General features: G+C 41.4%; 1 protein-coding gene. It reads left to right on the top strand.

Going from position 1 to position 1,339, the window contains the following annotated elements:
• Positions 1-115: 115 nt before the first annotated feature.
• Positions 116-1,339, top strand: a 1,224-nt coding sequence (xisF, locus tag QUA23_RS30875) for a fdxN element excision recombinase XisF (protein WP_333110744.1), incomplete at its 3' end; no start/stop codon positions are given.

The following is a 1,339-nucleotide window of genomic DNA, read 5'->3' as shown; positions in this document are numbered from 1 at the left end:
TCTAGGTGGAAAGGGATTTTTATGGGGAAAAATGACTCGTATTTGTGCATCTCCAAGACCTCTTGGAGATGCACAAATAGTTCGGTAGACTAATTGTAAAAGCTTAGGAAAAACTATGCCTGAACCCTTGATAATTCTCGGTTACGCGCGAGTCTCCACTCGGGAGCAAGCCCAAAACTCTCATGCTTTGGAGCAGCAGGAAGCTCGCCTCAAAGAAGCTGGAGCGATGAAAATCCTTACGGATGTTCAATCTGGTCAGAAAAACGATCGCATTCAGTTAAAAAAGCTGACTAAATTGATTGAAGCTGGAGAAGTCAAGGAAATTATTGTGACTCGTATCGACCGGCTTGCTCGCTCTACTGTTAAGTTTGCAGAAATAGCTCAGTTGTGCTTGGAATTTGGGGTCAACCTCAGAAGTCTGGATCAAAAGATCGACTTAAATACTTCCCAAGGGAAGTTCATGGCCAATCTTTTAGCTTGCCTTGCTGAACTAGAAACTGATCAAATTTCGGAACGAGTGCGGCATGGAAATAATCATCGCAGAAAAGAGGGAAAAGCTTGCGGTTCTTATCCTTTCGGCTATCAAGTCAAAGGAGAGCAATATGTTTTGGATGAACGTCCTTTTTTATGCCTTCTCAATGAACGACCTGCTAATTATTTAAAACTTTGCAGCGGGGAATTAGAAGTTTCACAGTTGCCCAGTCTAACTGTGAAACAGATTGCCAGAGACTGTATCGACATTTCCATCCAGCAAAAAGGATTAAGCCGGGCGATCAGAATCATTTACGCCAAATATGGAATCACAAAATCTCCAACAAAAAAAAATGGGCATGATAGCATTCTCAATTGGACATCAAGTGGCTTGAGAAAGTGGCTCTTAAATCCTGTTTTGCAAGGACACTCAGCTTACAATAAAAAGATCACGGGGGCCAAAGGAAAGACTAAGGAAACAGATCGAAGCCAATGGCAAATCCATGAAAATACTCATCCTCAGCATCGTTTAATTACGCAAGAAGAGGTAGCAGAGATTCAAAGAATTATTGAATTTAAGCAGGGGATGAGCTCCCAGAACTTTAATAAGAATCTCGCTTTGCCAGATGTCTATGGAGATTATGCTTATCAGAGTGGTTTAGTGTTTTGTGGTGCCTGCTATTGCAAATCTATCTCCAAAACACGCACGTCTAAAGATGGCTTGACGAAATATCACTATTATGGATGCCGACATAGTGGGAAAGGTTGTAATAATAGTGAAAGCACTCGGAAATCTGTGATTGAGCAACAATTAATCAAAAAACTTCTGGAAGCTGCAACTACGATTCAATTAGAGCCAGAAACTCCG

The sequence above is a fragment of the Microcoleus sp. Pol1C5 genome, assembly GCF_036701115.1.
In the GTDB taxonomy this organism is placed as follows: Bacteria; Cyanobacteriota; Cyanobacteriia; order Cyanobacteriales; family Microcoleaceae; genus Microcoleus.
The sequence above is the reverse complement of the archived record's forward strand: the minus strand, read 5'-3'. Positions and strand labels throughout refer to the sequence as shown.